A 14973-nucleotide genomic window follows, 5' to 3' on the forward strand; every position below is an offset into this window, starting at 1 on the left:
ATTCCCGAATGAGGGTGACATAATGCGTGGGAGCGCTCCCGCGCTCCCGGCTGCATTCTCCGCAGCGCCATCCGGCACGCCTGCCCGAAGGGCACGTTGGAAGGAAGGTGCCGCGTCTTCATGACGGCATTCGGCAAAAGTCCTCCGTCCCGGCCGCAACTCGACGGAAATATTCCGGCGGACGTCGTCCGCGCCGGCTCCCGCCCCTGGGCGCCCCACCTGTGGTGGATGGCCCTGGCCGTCGGGGCGCTCGGCTTCGTTTTCGTGTGGCTGGCCACGCCGCACGCCAGGGAGATCGGCTCGCCCTGGGAACTGGTGGCCAAGCTCGTCGCGTTCGCCTGCCTGTGCGTGGCGATCGCGGTCTTCCCCTGGGTGTCGCCGCGGCTGAACTGGCTGCTCTACGTCCCGTTCGTCTTCTTCACCGGCTATCTCATCCCGCGGATCAGCTGGTTCTACTACGGGGACGGTGCGCGGGCCCAGGGCGACAGCTTCTACACGCACCTCTATCTGCTGCTCTATCCGGGCATCGTGCTCACGGTCGCCGCCGCCTACCGCATCGGCGGGGGCACCCCGGGCCGATGCCTGAAGATCATGGTGAGCGGGGTCCTCATCGTGTTCTCGGGCTTCCTCGACATCATGTGGTTCGTCGTCAACCCGGTCGGCATCCCCGAGGTCATCGACGCGCCGCACATCAACCTGTTCACCGGGGGGCCGATCTCCTTCGGCGCGACGATCGTGTTCGCGCTCGTGCACGTCCCGATCGTCGTCGGGGTCAACCTGCTTCCCCTGGACCGCTGGATCGGCCGCCTGCTGGGCGCGGGTGACAGTGCCGGTGGCCGCTGATGAGCGTCGCCGTGAACATCTCCGTGGCCGCGCCCGCGTACAACGAGGCGGACACCATCGCGGCGGTGGTGGGCGAATGGCAGGACTACCTGGAGAACACCCCGGCCGTGGGCGACTGGGAGATCGTCGTCTGCGACGACGGGAGCGGTGACGCGACCGGCGAGATCCTGGCCGGCCTGCGGGCCCGGTGCCCGCGGCTCGTCGTCGTCACGTTCGAACGCAACCGCGGCGCGGGCGCGGCCATCGCCGCCGCGATCGCCCGCACCCGGCTCGACTGGGTGGTGCTGCTCGACTCCGACGGCCAGTTCCCGATCGCCAACCTCGACCGCGTGCTGCCGCGCGTCCAGGCGGGGGAGGCCCTGGCGTTCTCCGGCGCCCGGATCAGGAAGGCCGACGGCGTGGCCTACCGGTGGGGGTCGGCGGCCAGCGGCGCGGTGAGCAACCTGCTCCACCGCACGCACTACCGCGACTTCAACTCGATCTTCAAGGTGGTGCACGGCCCGCTCTTCCGGTCGCTGCCGCTGGAGTCGGCCGGGATGAACTGCTCGACCGAGATCACCGCGCGGGTCGCCGAGATGGGCCACGAGTGGGTGGAGGTCCCGATCGAGCACCGGGAGCGCGGCGGCGGCACGCGCGGCTGGCGCTACTGGCGCGGCGCCCGCGACCGGGCCCTGTTCGTCGCCTATCTCGGCTACCGCCACTGGCTGCTGCGCCGGGGGGTCCTGCGCCGGCCGGCCGCGCCCGAGGAGATCCGATGAACGTCGCGGTGACGATGTTCAGCGGCGGCCGCGGGGCGGCCGGCATCGCGAGGGGCATGCTGGGCACCCCGGGCGTCGGCCTGTCGCTGGTCGTCAACGGCTACGACAACGGCCTGTCCACCGGCGCGCTGCGGCGCTATCTGCCCGGGATGCTCGGGCCGTCGGACTTCCGCAAGAACCTCCTGCTCCACCTCGACCCCGCCGATCCGGCGCAGGCCGCGCTGACGACCGTGCTCGAACACCGGCTGCCGGTCGGGACGACGCCCGCGGGGCTCACCGCCGTCATCGAGGCGATCGCCGCGCGGCGCGGCCCGTTCGCCGCGCTGCCGGAGGCGGCCCGCGAGGCCGTCACGGCCGACCTGCGCGTGTTCGCGCGGCGGCTCGCCGCCTACCCGCACGGGCTCGACCTCGCCGACTGCGCGCTCGGCAACCTCGTGTTCGCCGGGGCCTACCTGCGGCTCGGCCGGGACTTCAACGCCGCCGTCGACGCCTGCGCCCGCACCTTCGGCTCACCCGTACGGCTGCTCAACGTGACCAACGGGGAGAACGCCTTCCTGGCCGCGCTCCGGCGGGACGGCAGCCTGCTGGCCGACGAGGCCGACATCGTCGCGCCGCAGGGCCCCGGAGTGATCACCGACCTGTTCCTGCTGCGCGAGCCGCTCGGCGCGCGGCGGCGGGCCGAGCTGGAGGCGCTGCCGCCCGCGTGGACCAGGGAGGTCCTGGGCCGCGAGCGCGCCGAGGTGACGCCGAACCCGCGGGCGCTGGAGGCGATTCGCGACGCCGACCTCGTCGTCTACGGCCCCGGCACCCCGCACTCCTCGCTCCTGCCCAGCTATCTCACGCCCGGCGTGGCGGACGCCGTCGCGCGGAGCCGGGCGGCGGCCAAGGTGTTCGTCGTCAACACCCGCAGCGACCACGACATCCGGGAGCTGAGCGCGCCCGACCTCGTGGACCGCACGCTGGCCTACCTCGGCGATCCGCGCAACGGCCGGCGGCTGGTGACCCACGTGCTGAGCCACCGGCCCGCGCCGGACGCCCCGGCGGTGCCTCAGGGCGTGCTCGACCGGGGCGAGTGGGCGGGGGCCCGCTGGGTCACCGCCGACCTGGAACACCCCACCCGCCCCGGCCTGCACGATGCGGAGCGCACGGCCGAGGCCCTGCTCGCGATCAGGGACGAGGCGGCCTTGGCGCGGGCGCAATGACGGCGCTCCTGGCACAGGCGTGTGCCCGCCGCGTCTGGCTCTTCGACCTCGACGGCACGCTCGTGGACTCCTGCCCGGCCCACGAGGCGGCCTTCCGGCAGGCCATCGCCGAGGTCGCGCCCGGCCTGCTCGCGTCCTTCCGGTACGCCGACCACGCGGGCGCGAGCACCCGCGAGGTGGCGGCGCGCCTGCTGGGCGAGACCGGCGAGGCGGACCGGCTGGCCCGGCTGAAGCAGCGGCTGTATCGCGAGCGGGCCGGCGCGGTGGCCGTCTTCCCCGGCGCGCGGCGGCTGCTCGGGCGCCTGGTCGCCGGGGGACGCGACGCCTACCTCGTCACCAGCGGCAGCCGGGCGTCGGTCGCGCGGGTGCTGGCGGCCTGCTCGCTGGGCGCCTACTTCCGCGGCGTGCTCACCAGCGACGACGTCCCGGCGAGCAAGCCCGACCCGGCCTTCTACGCGTACGCGTGCGAGCACTGGGGGCTCGATCCCGGCGCGGCCGTGGTGCTGGAGGACTCCGCGCACGGGGTGGCGTCGGCGGTCGGCGCGGGCCTGGCGACCCTGCACGTCCACGTCGCCGCCGAGCCCGCTCCCGGTGCGGTGGCCGTACGCGACCTGGAACAGATCGTGTCTCTCCTGTACGCGGAGGTGGGCGGTGCCGGCTGAACGGATGTGCGCGGTGATCCCGGCGGCCGGGCGGGGGTCGCGCCTGGGCCTGGGCATCCCCAAGATCATGGTGGAGATCGCCGACGGCGTCACCGTGTGGGACGTGCTCCACCAGCGGCTGCGGCCGTACGTCGAGCACGTCCACGTCGTGATGTCCCCGGACGGCGAGGGGCCGTTCCGCGCGCTGGCGGCGGAACGGATCGCGGGCGGCGAGGTCTCGGTGAGCGTGCAGGACACGCCCACGGGCATGGGCGGCGCGATCTTCGGCGCCGCGCCGCACTGGGAGGCCTACGGCGCGATCCTCGTGGTCTGGGGCGACCAGGCGGGCCTGTCCCCCGAGACGGTCGGCCGCGTCGTCCGGGCGCACGAGAAGGGGCTCACGCTCCCGCTGGTGCCGATGGCCGACCCGTACGTGGAGTACGAGCTGGACGACGCCGGGACGCTGCTGCGGGTGCGCCAGTCGCGGGAGGGCGACGAGTGCCGGCCCGGCGGGCTCAGCGACGTGGGCGTGTTCTGCCTGAGCACCGAAGGGCTCCACGAGGCGTGGACGCGCTACCTGGATGAGGCGGCTCTCGGCGCCCGCACCGGGGAGGTCAACTTCCTGCCGTTCCTGCCCTACCTGTCGGGGGAGCGGAACCGGCCGCTGACGGTGGTGCCCGTGAGCGACCCCGACGAGGCGCGCGGCGTCAACACGGCCGACGACCTCGAATTCGCCCGGCGGGCGTACCTGCGGTGGGCGCGCTGACGGAACGGGCGGCCGGGCTCCTGGCCGCCCACCGCTGGGCCGCGGGGCCCACGCTGGTGAGCACCGTGGCCAGCGGCACCGCCGCCGCGACCACGCTCGTCATCGCACGAGGGGTGGGCGCCGCCGCGTTCGGCCACTTCACCGTCGTCCTGTCGATCGCGCTGATCGTCACCGTCGGCATGCTGACCAGCCTCAACTACGTCATGTTCCAGGAGCTGCCGCGGGCCGAGCCGGGTGCGCGGCCCGCCCTGGTGACGACGGCGCTGCTGGCCACGCTCGTGCTGGGCTCGGCGGTGTTCGCCGCGGGTCTCGCGGCCGCTCCGCTGCTGACCGCCGCGCTCGGCGTGGACACCCGCACGCTCGCCTTCGCGCTGGCGCTGGCGCTGTCGATGACGCTCAACCAGCTCACCGAGAGCTTCCTGCGCGGGCTGAAGAGGTTCCGCCTCGTCGCCGGGCTCAAGCTCGCCGTGGCCGTCGTCTACCTGGGCGCCGCCGCGTGCTGCCTGCTGGTCTTCGGCGTGCGGGACGCCGAGCCGTACCTGGTCGCGCTGATCGGCACCAATCTGGCCTTCGCCCTGGTCTCCGTCGCCGGGTTCGACGTGGTGCCCCGGTCCTGGTCGTGGGCGCTGGCCCGCTCGCTCTACCGGCACGGTGCGTACGTCACGGCCATCGCCGCGCTCACGGCGGTGGTGTTCGGGGTCGACGTCATCTTCCTCAACCACTGGGCGCCCCAGGCCGACGTCGGCGTCTACTCGGTCTACAACGGCTTCCCCAAGCGGCTGCTCGGCGTGGTGTTCACCGACGGCGTCGGCCTGGTGCTGCTGCCCACGCTGGCGACGTCGGACAAGCCCGCCGTGATGCGGCGGATCGCCCGGATCGCCCCGGTGGTGTTCGCGGCGACCGCCGTGTTCTCGTTCGCGGCGAGCACGGTCTTCTTCCTGCTCATGGGGGGCGAGTATCCGTACTCGCTCGGCCTGATGGCGCTGTCGGCGCTCGGGATCGGCGCGCACACGGTCTTCAACCTCCAGCAGGTCGCCCTGACCATGGACGGAGTGCGGGGGGCCAAGGTGCTCATCGGCTGCCTGCTGGCCGGGACGCCGCTCGCGCTCGCCTGCCAGGCGGCGCTCATCGCCTGGCAGGGGCTGGCCGGCGGGCTGGTGGCCTTCGCCCTGAGCAATCTCGTCCTCGTGGCCGTCGTGACGGCCGTCTCCGCCCGGCTCTACCGGCCGGCCGGCGCATTGGAGGTGCGCGGGTGAGGATCGCCCACGTCATCAACCAGTTTCCGCCCAACATCACGGCGGGGCTCGGCCGCTACGCCGAGCTGATCGCGCCGCATCTGGCACGCGACCACGAGATGGTGGTCTTCACGCTGAACGACGGACGCCTGCCGGTGTGGGAGCGGACCGGAGGTATCACCGTGTATCGGCCGCGCGGGCGGGTGCTCGGCGCGATCGCGCGCCGCCGGCGGCTCAACCGCACGCGGGGCGTGGAGTTCCTCCTGCTCGCGCTGACCGTCGTGGTGAGCAACTGGCGTTACTTCCTGCTCCTGCGGCGGCTGCGTCCCGGCCGGCGGCCCGACCTCGTCGCCGTCCACGACTCGACGAACTTCCTGTGCGGCCTGCTGTGCCACTACGTGCTGCGGCTCCCGGTCGTGTTCCACGTCCACACCACCGAGTACGGCGTCGCCCCGCAGCGCAGCATCACCGACCCGCTCAACCTGTTCGCCGCACTGGAGCGGTGGCTGGCGCGGACATCCCGGCGGGTGGTGGTCGCGACGCCGGAGGTGCGCGAGCAACTGCTGGAGGCGGGCTGGGACCGCGCGCCGATCGACGTCGTCCGCCTCGGCGGCACGTACGAACGGGTGGTCGCCGACCCCGCGTTCGACCGCGACAAGCTGCGCCTCCGCGCGGCGGACCTGCGCGCCCGGCTCGGCATCGCCGAGGAGGACCCGGTGCTGCTGTTCGTCGGCCGCTTGGAACGGCAGAAGGGCATCTACCCGCTCCTCGAGGCCATGCGCGACATCGCGCCGGCCGTGCCGGGGCTGCGCCTGGTGCTCGTGGGGGAGGGCGACGAGGCGGGCGTCGCGCGCATCGTCACCGAGACGGGGCTCGGCGGCCGGGTGCTGACCTCCGGCGGTTTCGTGGACGGGCGGGCGCTGCTGGAGTACTACACGATGGCCGACGCCTGCGTGTTCCCCTCGCTCTTCGAACCGTTCGGGCTGGTGGCGACCGAGGCGATGGCCCTGGCCCGGCCGGTGATCCTGGGTGACGGCTTCTCCCGGATCTTCCTCGGCGACCCCGCGCGGCCCGCCGTACGGTTCGTGCGGGCGGCCGATCCCCGCGACATCGCCGACGGGGTGATCGAGGTCATGACCGATCCCACGCTGCGCCGCGCCCTGGCCGAGCGGGGCGAGCGGCTGGTGCGGGAGACGCTGAGCTGGAGCCGCGCCGCCGAGGAGACGCTCGCCGTGTACGCGCGGGTGCTCGCGGGACCGACGCGGTGATCTCGCTGGTCGTGCCGTGCTACAACGCGGCCAGGACGCTGCGCTTGTGCCTGGAGTCGGTGCTGGCGCAGACCCGCGTGCCCGGCGAGATCGTCGTGGTCGACGACGCCAGCACCGACGGCTCGGCGCGGATCGCCGAGGAGCTGGGCTGCCGGGTCGTGCGCCTGCCGGAGAACCGGGGCGTGTCCGCCGCCAGGAACGCCGGGATCGACGCCACCACGGGCGAGGTGATCTTCTTCCTCGACGCCGACGTGGCGCTGCGGCCCGACGCCGTCGCGAACGCGATGGAGATCCTCGAGCACGATCCCGAGGTCGGCTGCGTCCACGGGGTCTACGACACCGTGCCGCTGATCGACGACGGGCCGGTCGAGTGGTATCGCATCCTCCACGCCGTGCACTGGCGCCGCCGCCACCTGGGGGAGGTCAACAGCGTCGTGTTCGCCCTCGCCGCCGTCCGCCGCGACGTGCTGCTCGCCGTGGGCAGGCTCGACGAGCGGCTGCGCGACTGCGAGGACGTCGAATACAGCAGCAGGCTCGCCGTACGCAGCCGGATCGTGCTGACCGACACGGTCGTGGGCCGTCACGACGACGGCAGCCGCCTGCTGCCGATCCTGACCGAGCAGTGGCGGCGGGCCCTGCCGCTGATCCCGCTCGCGCTGACCACCACCCGGCGCGGCGCGGCCAAGCCGGAGCACGCCAACAGCCCGGCGGGCATCCTGTCCTGCGGGCTCGCCCTGGCCGGGCTGGCGCTGGCGCTGCTGAGCCTGCCGTTCGGGCTGTTCCACCCGCTCCTGCTCGCCGTTCCCGGCGTGTTCGTCGCCGGGTTCGTCCTCGCCGATCCGGAGCTGGTCGGGTTCGTCCGACGACAGCGAGGGCCGCTCTTCGCCGCCTACTTCATGGCCGTCCACCTGGTCGTCCACGTGGTGCTCGTCGCGGGCCTGGCCGCCGGCTCGCTGCGCCTGCTGACCGGCCCGCGCGACGGCGGCCGCGCGGAGGCCGCGTGACAGGCCGCGTGAGACGTCAGGCGCAGCCGACGCGCTGGGTGCTCAGGGCGATGTCGTCCACCCAGAGGTCGTACGCCGCGGGGGAGGGGTTCGGCTGGTAGAGCTGCCAGCCGATCTTCACCGTGTCGAAGCGGGGGAAGACGAAGTCGACGTCGTTGCCGCCGTGGCTGCGCGTGGAGACGCTGAGGTCGGGCTTGGGCACGCCGTCGAACCAGAGCGAGATCGCGTTGTCGGCGGGGTCCATCCGCCACTCGACGCACTGCCACACGTCCGGGCGCGACGGGGCCGACTCGCGCCAGTTGGTCCAGTCGCCGGTCGGGCCGCCGTCCGCGCCGACGCCCCACAGGTCTTCGCCCAGCGTGGGGACGTACTGGCCGCCGAGCGGCCGGACGATCTCCGGGCCCGCGCCGGTGGCCTCGACCAGCGTGTAGTGGGCCCAGTCGGGGGCGGTGGGGAACGCCTTGACGCGCAGCCGCAGGCGGCCGTAGAAGCCGTTGCCGGGCGGGGCGAAGTCGTCGACCTTGAGGAACGCCCGGCCGTTGCCCTCGGTGTGGACGTGCAGCATCTTCTGGCCGCGGGCGCCGCGCTCCACCATGAGCGTGCCGTGCTTGGTGTCGACGCCCCACTTGAGGCTCGCCGCGCCGCCGACCGGCAGCGACTGGAAGTCCTCGCAGAACAGCGTGCCGCCCTTCGCGCAGGTCCCCGGCCCGTGCGACGCGGGCGCCGGCGTGGCGGAGGCCGGTGCGGCCGTCAGCGGCAGCAGCAGGGCCAGACAGGACGACACCACGGGTAACAGTCGTCGCACGACGCGCTCCTTTTCCCGGTGACAACGGCAGAAGTAAGGTACGCCATTTGGGAGCGCTCCCATAGATGCGCGTGGAAGATCGATGAAAGGGGTGGATCGCGCGGATAATCTACGCGTGAAAGGACCTTCCCGGCGATTATTTCTCCAGCTCGGCGGGCTCGCCGTGCTGGCCGCCGCCTGTGCTCCCCGCGAGAAGGGCGACGCCGGGACCTTCACCCTGCTGCGGCGCCGATGGCGGGAGGTCACGCTCGGCCACCCGGGGACGTTCGACCCGGAGCGGGAGCCGTACCGGACGCGGCTGGCGCGGCTGGGCGCGCAGGCCGCCCGGCACCGCGACGCGATGACGCCCGCGCGCCGGTCGCTCTGGCCCGACCTGCCCTTCCCCTCCCTCGACGCCACGCCGGCCCGGCTGCGGGCGATGGCCCGGGCGTACGCGCTGCCGGGCACCGGGCTGACCGCCGAGCCGGGTCTCGGTACGGCCGTCGCCGAGGGCGTCGAGCACTACGTGCGGCACGTGTACGCCGCGGACGCCGAGCAGATCGGCAACTGGTGGGACTGGCAGATCGGCACGCCGAGGCCGCTGCTCGACGCGGCCGTGCTGGCCGCTCCCCACCTGACGGACACCCAGGTCTCGGCGCTGTGCGAGGCGGTGGACACCTTCGTGCCGGAAAGCCGCCTGGACGACTATGAGGGCAACAGCACCGGGGCGAACCGGGTCGATCTGTGCACGGTGACGCTGCTGCGGGCGATCGCCGGCGCCGACCCCGGCCGCGCCGCGCTCGCGGCCTCCGCGCTCTCCCCGGTGTTCGGCTACGTCACCGAGGGCGACGGCTTCTACCGCGACGGCTCGTTCATCCAGCACGGTTCCGTCCCCTACCAGGGCGGGTACGGCGCGGTGCTGCTGACCGGCCTCGCGACGCTGTTCGCCGTGCTGCGCGGCACACCGTGGGAGATCACCGACCCGGCGGCGCGCATCGTCCTCGACGCCGTGGACAGGTCGTTCGCGCCCTTCGTCCACGACGGCGCCTGCATGGACCTCGTTCGCGGACGGGACATCGGCAGGCGGCCGTACGGCGACCACAGGAGGGGCAGGCAGATCGCCGCGGCGGTCCTGCTGCTGGCCGAGACCGCCCCGGCCGCGGAGCGGGCCCGCTGGCGGGCCATGGTCAAGGGCTGGGCCGTGCGCGACACCGCGAAGCCGATGCTCCAAGCGGCCGAGGAGGCGGCCGAGGGAGGCGACCTGGCGTTCCACGCGCGCCTGTCGGCCGTGCTGGACGACGCGACCGTCCCGGCCGCCGCCGAGCCCACCGGGCACCGCCTGTTCCCCATGAGCGCCCGCGCCGTGCACCGCAGGCCCGGCTGGTGCGCGGCGGTCAGCATGGCCTCCTCCCGCGTCGCGCACTACGAGTACGGCAACGGCGAGAACCTGCGCGGCTGGCACACCGGCTCAGGAATGCTCTACTGGTGGACGACCGGCCAGGGTGACCAGTACTCCGACGCCTTCTGGCCCACCGTGGACCCCTACCGGCTGCCGGGCACGACGGTCTCCACCCGGCGACTGCCGGACGGCGCGGGCGGCGCGTGGGGCGACACCCGCCCGCCGGCCGAATGGGTGGGCGGCGCGACCGACGGCGTGTACGCCGCAGTGGGCCAGCACCTCTACGGCCTGGAGAGCACGCTGGAGGCGTTCACGTCGTGGTTCTTCCTCGACGACGCCGTGGTCTGCCTCGGCGCCGGCATCACCTGCCGCGACGGCGTGCCGGTCGAGACCGTCGTGGACAACCGCAGGACCGGCGCCCGGCTCACCGCGGACACCGGATGGGCTCATCTGGACGGCCACGGAGGCTACGTCGTGCCCGCCGGGCAGCCGCTGCGCACGCTGCGCGAAGACCGCACGGCCGCGGGGATCACCCGGGCCTACGTGACACTGTGGCTGGACCACGGCGTGGACCCGGACGCGGCCGGTTACGTCTACCACCTCATGCCAGGGGCGGGCCCGGCCGAGACCGCCGCCCGCGCCGCCGATCCCGGCTGGGCCCGGGTGCTCGCCAACACCTCCGCCCAGCAGGGGATCGAGGTCTCGTCGCTGGGCCTCACCGCGGTGAACTTCTGGACGGGCGGAGTGGCCGGGGGACGGGCGGGCGGCCTGACGGCCTCCGATCCGTGCGCGATCCTCGTGCGCGACCTCGGCGACGGCACGGCCACGGTGACGGTGGCCGACCCCCGGCGCGCCCTCGACGGGCTGACGGTGACGTGGGACCGCCCGGTGGCCGGGGTCGTGCGCGGGCACCCGCTCCTGGACCGCGCGACGACCGGCGCCCGGCTCACGCTCACCTTCGCGGGGCCGGCCGGTCATGAGGGCGCCTCCTGCACGGTGGCCGTGCGGCTCGGCACTTCGACAGCCTGAGCGCGGCCGGGCATCATGAACGCCGTGTCCACCCTGCCTGACGACCTCGACGACGCGCTGGAAGCCTCGCTCGGACGCTTCCCGGCGGCCGAGCTGACGCGCGGCGTGCAGACGCTCATCCGGCAGTATCGGGAGGGCTTCGACCGGAGCGTGCCCGCGTTGAACTCGGAGGTCGCGGTCGCCGCGTACGCCGGCTATCGCATGCCGGCGACCTACAGCGCCGTGCGCGCGGCGCTGCGCCAGGTCGCCCTGCTGGCCCCCGGTTTCGCGCCGGAGACGCAGGTGGACGTGGGCGGCGGCACGGGCAGCGCGCTGTGGGCCGCGAGCGCGGTCTGGCCGACGCTGCGCACGGTCACCGTCCTGGAGCAGTCGACCTCCGCCATCGCCTTCGGGCGCGGTCTGGCGGGTCGCGCGCCCGCGGCGGCCGTACGGGAGGCGCGCTGGCAGCAGGCGTTCGTCGACCGGAGCGCGCCCGCGCCGGCGGCCGACCTGGTGACGATGTCCTACGTGCTCGGCGAGCTGTCGCCCGCCGTCCAGAACGACGTGGTCGGGTCCCTGGCACGGGGAGCGGCCGGCGGCGCGGCCATGCTGGTGATCGTCGAGCCCGGCACGCCCGCCGGCTACGCCCGGATCGCGGCGGCCCGCCGGCTGCTGGCGCAGTCGGGCCTGCACGTGGTCGCCCCCTGCCCGCACGACGGCGAGTGCCCGATCCGTCCGGACCAGGACTGGTGTCACTTCGCGGTCCGCCTCAACCGCACCGCCCTGCACCGGCGGATCAAGGACGGCACGCTGAGCTTCGAGGACGAGAAGTTCTCCTACGTCGCGGCCTCGGCGCGGCCGTGGCCGAGGGCCGAGAGCCGGATCCTGCGCCACCCCCTCAAGCGCAAGGGGCTGGTGACGCTGCGCCTGTGCACGGCCGAGGACGGGCTCGCCGACCGCGCCGTCTCCAAGCGGCAGGGCGACACCTACCGCGAGGCGCGCGACGTCGTCTGGGGCGACGCCTGGCCGCCGCCCGCCGAATAGTGCGTTGATCGGCGCGGGGCCTCGCCCTGCGCCGCCTCCGCGGCCTGCTGCAGCGCCATGTGCAGCATGGCGTCCAGCGCCTCCTGGGAGCCGCGCAGCTCGTCGATCGTCTTGGTGATGCGAGCACGCTCGCGCCGCAGGCTGTCGAGGAGCGTCGGGCAGCCTGACGGCGTCGCCACGTCGCCCTCGTCATGGATGCAGTGCAGCAGCCGGGCGATGACCGCCGTCGGCAGCCCGGCGGCGAGCAGCATGCGGATGTGACGCACCGCCACGACGTCCGTCTCGGCGTACTCCCGATAACCGTTGGCCAGCCGCGCCGGCCTGAGCAGGCCCTGCTCCTCGTAGTAGCGCAGCAGCCGGCGGTTCACTCCGGTCTCCCGGGCCAGCTCGCCGATGCGCATGCGACTCCTTCCGCTTGACCGTCACATGGATGTGACCCCCTACCGTCGCCCATTGTCACCGAGACAGGAGAAGGGAAGACGCGGTGCCTGGAGCAGTGATCATCGGGGCGGGGCCGGGGATCGGTCAGGCGGTTGCCCGCCGGTTCGCCCGGGAGGGGTTCGCGATCACGCTGATCGCGCGAAGCGACTCGACGTTGCGCGCCGGTGCCGAGGCCGTCGCGCGCAGCGACGTCCCCGTGCTCGCTCTGGCGGCCGACAGCACAGACGAGCACGCGCTGCGCAGCGCGCTCGACGAGGCCGCCGACCGGCACGGCCTGCCGGAGGTGGTGGTGTACAACGCGGCGATCATCCAAGCCGACGGGCCGGGAGAGCTACCGCTGCGCGGCCATCTGGACGCCTGGGCGGTCAACGTGGTCGGCGCGCTGACAGCCGCCGCACACGTCGCCCCCGCCATGGCGGCTCGCGGCAGCGGCTCCTTCCTCGTCACGGGGGGCATGCCCGAGCCCAAGCCGCAGTACGTGAGCCTGTCCCTGGGCAAGGCCGGGGTTCGCACCCTGGTGACGCTGCTCGACCAGCAGTACGGCCCCTCCGGGGTACATGTGGCGAGCGTCACCGTGGCCGGCCCGGTCGCCCCCGGGACCGACTTCGACCCGGACGACATCGCCGAGCACTACTGGCGCCTGCACACACAGCCACGCGGACGCTGGGAGCGCGAGGTGCTGCACACCGGCCGTACGACCGGCTCGGCCGACGCGGACGGGTAGTACCGGCGGCGTCGCCGGATCGGGTCGTGGGCCGGGCCCTCCGCGCGCGTCCGGCAGGCCGGGGAAGCAACAGTTCAACGGTTTCGTAGGATAGGGCAAACCATTCATCGGACCACACGAGCTCCCCAAGGCCCCGGCCCGGTGGGACGGAAGGAGCCAGAGGTCAGCACCGTCGACGAAGCGCCCGGCAGGCCGATGCCGCTCGCCTCCACCTCAGAGGCGTGCCGTCTAGCGGCCGTGCGCCGCTACGCGGCCCTGGAGACCGCCTCCGGCGCCGCGTTCGACCGGGTGGCGGCCCTGGCTGCGCGGATCTTCCACGCTCCCTTCGCCTCCGTGACGATCGTCGGCGACGACACGGTCCGGGTCATCGCCGCGCACGGGCTGCCGCGCCGCGGGATCGTCGACAGCCTGTGCGCCGCGGCCGTGCGGCACGACGGTCCGTACGTCGTCCACGACGCGCTGCTGGACCCTCGATCGGCCGGCCACCCGGCGGTGCGGGGTGAGCCGGGCATCCGTTTCTTCGCCGCCGCGCTGATCACGACGCCCGACGGCGAGGCACTGGGCAGCGTCAACGTCATGGACGTCCGCCCCCGTGAGGCCTCCGATGAGGAGCTGGCCTGCCTGCGCGACCTGGCCGGACTCGTCATGGACGAACTGGAGGTGCGGCTGGCCACGCACCGCACGGTCGAGGTCGAAAGGGAGCTGCGCGCGGGCGCCGAGCGGCTGGCCCGCACCCTGCAGCGCACCCTGCTTCCGCCGGCGCTGCCCCGGGTGCCCGGACTGCGCGCGGCCGCCGCCTACCATCCCGTCTCGGCCGACGAGGTGGGCGGCGACTTCTACGACCTGTTCCCCCTCGACGGCGACCGGTGGGGGTTCTTCCTCGGCGACGTCTGCGGCAAGGGCGCCGACGCCGCCGCGCTGACCTCACTGGTCCGCTACACCCTGCGCGCCGCGGCCGTCTACGACGCCGACCCGCACGCGGTGCTGGCCAATCTCGACGCGGTCCTGCAACAGGAGCACGCGGGCGGCGAGGCCCCTGCGCCCTACTGCACGGCGGTCTTCGGCGTCCTGCAGCCCGACGGCGACGGGTTCGGCGTCACGCTCGCCACCGGGGGCCATCCCCCGGCGCTGGCGGTGCGGGCGAACGGCGTCGTCGAGCCCATCCACCCCGCCGGCGGACAGCTGATCGGCATCCTGCGCGATCCCCACTTCGCCCAGGTGAGCGCGCGCCTGAACGCCGGCGACGCGCTGCTGCTCTACACCGACGGCCTCACCGAGGCGCGGACGCCGTCCGGCTCGATGCTCGACGAGGACGGGCTGACCGCGTATCTCGCCGCCGCCGGGCCCACGAGCGCCGACGACCTCCTGACCACCGTGCACGACCTGATCACGGCCCTGGGCAAGGGGGTGTCGGACGACACCGCGATCCTCGCCCTGTCCGTCCCACCCGCCACTCGAACACCGTCCTCCGGGAGTCTCGGTGCAGCATGACAACGGTCTGACCGTCAGCCTCCAGCCGCACACCTCCGGGCCGCGCCTGCTGGTCGTGGCCGGCGACCTGGATCATCACACCACTCCACACCTGCGGGCGGCCCTGGAGGAGATCGAGTTCGGCCCGGACGCCGGCCTGGTCGTCGACCTGTCCGGCCTGACCTTCTGCGACTCCACCGGCATCGCCACACTGGTCGCGGCCCACCAGCGCGCCGCCGACGCGGGCGCCGCCCTGCTCCTGGCGGGTCTGGACGCCGACATCGCCCGCGTCTTCCAGATCATGGGCCTGGACCAGCTGCTCTCCTTCTACGACAGCCCGGAAGAGGCCGTACGCGTGCTGAGCAAATGAGCAGGGGCAGGTGAGG

The 14973-nt window shown here is 73.7% G+C and carries 15 protein-coding genes; 13 read left to right on the forward strand and 2 right to left on the reverse strand.

Features of this window, described 5'->3' with window-relative positions; genetic code table 11:
• The first annotated feature begins 120 nt into the window (after positions 1–120).
• The 8 genes from ABZ860_RS28300 to ABZ860_RS28335 are packed head-to-tail and all read left to right on the forward strand — an operon-like array spanning position 121 to position 7717.
• On the forward strand, positions 121–843 hold the full coding sequence (locus ABZ860_RS28300; RefSeq protein WP_357225642.1) for a hypothetical protein: 723 nt from the start codon (positions 121–123) through the stop codon (positions 841–843).
• Positions 843–1601 carry a glycosyltransferase family 2 protein gene (locus tag ABZ860_RS28305; protein ID WP_357225644.1) on the forward strand — a complete coding sequence of 253 codons (759 nt, stop codon included), beginning with the start codon at positions 843–845 and terminating at the stop codon, positions 1599–1601. Before ABZ860_RS28300 ends, ABZ860_RS28305 begins: the two co-directional genes overlap by 1 nt.
• Positions 1598–2803, forward strand: a complete 1206-nt coding sequence (locus ABZ860_RS28310) for a 2-phospho-L-lactate transferase CofD family protein (protein WP_357225645.1) — start codon at positions 1598–1600, stop codon at positions 2801–2803. The genes ABZ860_RS28305 and ABZ860_RS28310 overlap by 4 nt, the downstream gene beginning before the upstream one ends.
• Entirely contained in the window at positions 2800–3465 is a 666-nt protein-coding gene (locus tag ABZ860_RS28315; protein WP_357225647.1) for an HAD family phosphatase, read from the forward strand. The genes ABZ860_RS28310 and ABZ860_RS28315 overlap by 4 nt, the downstream gene beginning before the upstream one ends.
• Positions 3455–4210 (forward strand): NTP transferase domain-containing protein, encoded by a 756-nt coding sequence (locus tag ABZ860_RS28320; RefSeq protein ID WP_357225649.1) that lies wholly within the window; start codon positions 3455–3457, stop codon positions 4208–4210. The genes ABZ860_RS28315 and ABZ860_RS28320 overlap by 11 nt, the downstream gene beginning before the upstream one ends.
• Positions 4198–5466, forward strand: a complete 1269-nt coding sequence (locus tag ABZ860_RS28325) for a hypothetical protein (protein WP_357225652.1) — start codon at positions 4198–4200, stop codon at positions 5464–5466. The genes ABZ860_RS28320 and ABZ860_RS28325 overlap by 13 nt, the downstream gene beginning before the upstream one ends.
• Complete coding sequence (locus tag ABZ860_RS28330; protein ID WP_357225654.1) at positions 5463–6713, forward strand: glycosyltransferase family 4 protein; 1251 nt, start codon at positions 5463–5465, stop codon at positions 6711–6713. The genes ABZ860_RS28325 and ABZ860_RS28330 overlap by 4 nt, the downstream gene beginning before the upstream one ends.
• The gene (locus ABZ860_RS28335) at positions 6710–7717 is read left to right on the forward strand and encodes a glycosyltransferase family 2 protein (protein ID WP_357225656.1); all 1008 of its coding nucleotides are present in this window, start codon (positions 6710–6712) and stop codon (positions 7715–7717) included. Before ABZ860_RS28330 ends, ABZ860_RS28335 begins: the two co-directional genes overlap by 4 nt.
• A 16-nt stretch (positions 7718–7733) precedes the next feature.
• On the opposite strand, the gene ABZ860_RS28340 is transcribed toward ABZ860_RS28335, so the two are convergent.
• Entirely contained in the window at positions 7734–8522 is a 789-nt protein-coding gene (locus ABZ860_RS28340; protein ID WP_357225657.1) for a hypothetical protein, read from the reverse strand.
• A gap of 115 nt (positions 8523–8637) precedes the next feature.
• On the opposite strand from ABZ860_RS28340, the gene ABZ860_RS28345 reads away from it, so the two are divergent.
• Together ABZ860_RS28345 and ABZ860_RS28350 are read left to right on the forward strand one after the other, a co-directional pair.
• Positions 8638–10929: a polysaccharide lyase 8 family protein gene (locus ABZ860_RS28345; protein WP_357225659.1), complete on the forward strand. Its 2292-nt coding sequence runs from the start codon at positions 8638–8640 to the stop codon at positions 10927–10929.
• Positions 10930–10953: 24 nt separating this feature from the next.
• Complete coding sequence (locus ABZ860_RS28350; protein ID WP_357225661.1) at positions 10954–11952, forward strand: small ribosomal subunit Rsm22 family protein; 999 nt, start codon at positions 10954–10956, stop codon at positions 11950–11952.
• Here the strand turns inward: ABZ860_RS28350 and ABZ860_RS28355 are convergent.
• Positions 11895–12353, reverse strand: coding sequence for a MerR family transcriptional regulator (locus ABZ860_RS28355; RefSeq protein ID WP_357225663.1), 459 nt, complete (start codon positions 12351–12353; stop codon positions 11895–11897). The two genes, ABZ860_RS28350 and ABZ860_RS28355, sit on opposite strands and share 58 nt — an antisense overlap.
• An 83-nt stretch (positions 12354–12436) precedes the next feature.
• Between ABZ860_RS28355 and ABZ860_RS28360 the strand changes: the two genes are divergently transcribed.
• The 3 genes from ABZ860_RS28360 (at position 12437) to ABZ860_RS28370 (ending at position 14957) form a co-directional block, all read left to right on the forward strand.
• A complete protein-coding gene (locus tag ABZ860_RS28360) occupies positions 12437–13117 on the forward strand; it encodes an SDR family NAD(P)-dependent oxidoreductase (RefSeq protein ID WP_357225664.1) in 681 nt (226 codons plus the stop codon).
• 141 nt (positions 13118–13258) lie between these two features.
• Complete coding sequence (locus ABZ860_RS28365; protein ID WP_357225665.1) at positions 13259–14608, forward strand: GAF domain-containing SpoIIE family protein phosphatase; 1350 nt, start codon at positions 13259–13261, stop codon at positions 14606–14608.
• Complete coding sequence (locus ABZ860_RS28370; RefSeq protein ID WP_357225668.1) at positions 14598–14957, forward strand: STAS domain-containing protein; 360 nt, start codon at positions 14598–14600, stop codon at positions 14955–14957. Before ABZ860_RS28365 ends, ABZ860_RS28370 begins: the two co-directional genes overlap by 11 nt.
• Positions 14958–14973: the final 16 nt, after the last annotated feature.

The organism is Microbispora sp. NPDC046973 (assembly GCF_040644495.1).
In the GTDB taxonomy this organism is placed as follows: Bacteria; Actinomycetota; Actinomycetes; order Streptosporangiales; family Streptosporangiaceae; genus Microbispora.